This window comes from Paenarthrobacter sp. 2TAF44 (genome assembly GCF_052114885.1).
Taxonomy (GTDB): Bacteria; Actinomycetota; Actinomycetes; order Actinomycetales; family Micrococcaceae; genus Arthrobacter.
Map to the genome: position 1 here is coordinate 1 of NZ_JBFRFP010000064.1, position 466 is coordinate 466.

Genomic DNA, 466 nt, shown 5'->3' on the forward strand with positions numbered 1-466 from the left:
CACGAAAGTTGGTAACACCCGAAGCCGGTGGCCTAACCCTTGTGGGGGGAGCCGTCGAAGGTGGGACCGGCGATTGGGACTAAGTCGTAACAAGGTAGCCGTACCGGAAGGTGCGGCTGGATCACCTCCTTTCTAAGGAGCTGCTAACAGCTGTGTTGTTTRCCTGCWTGGGTGGATGACGGGTTGTCAGTGTTGCCCATTGCGCAGGCGTCTGTTCTGCGGTGGGTGCTCATGGGTGGAAACATCAACGAATCAAACTTSTTTGGCATGGCCTTTACCGGTTGTGTCCTGGTGCCAGTACGGCAACCCGTGCCCTYTTTGGGGGTGTGGTGTTGTGTGGAACGCTGCCGGGGCGTGGCTGGTRTGGGGTTGTGTTTGGCGCACTGTTGGGTCCTGAGGCAACAGGACCTTTTTGCAGCAATGCATGGGGGCATCTTCTGGTGTTTCTTTTGTTCCTGCTTCCGGC

Annotated in this window: 1 rRNA gene; it reads left to right on the top strand. The window is 57.3% G+C overall.

The window, feature by feature from the left end:
• Nucleotides 1-132, top strand: a 16S ribosomal RNA gene (locus AB4Z15_RS24960); the annotation flags it as partial.
• Nucleotides 133-466: the final 334 nt, after the last annotated feature.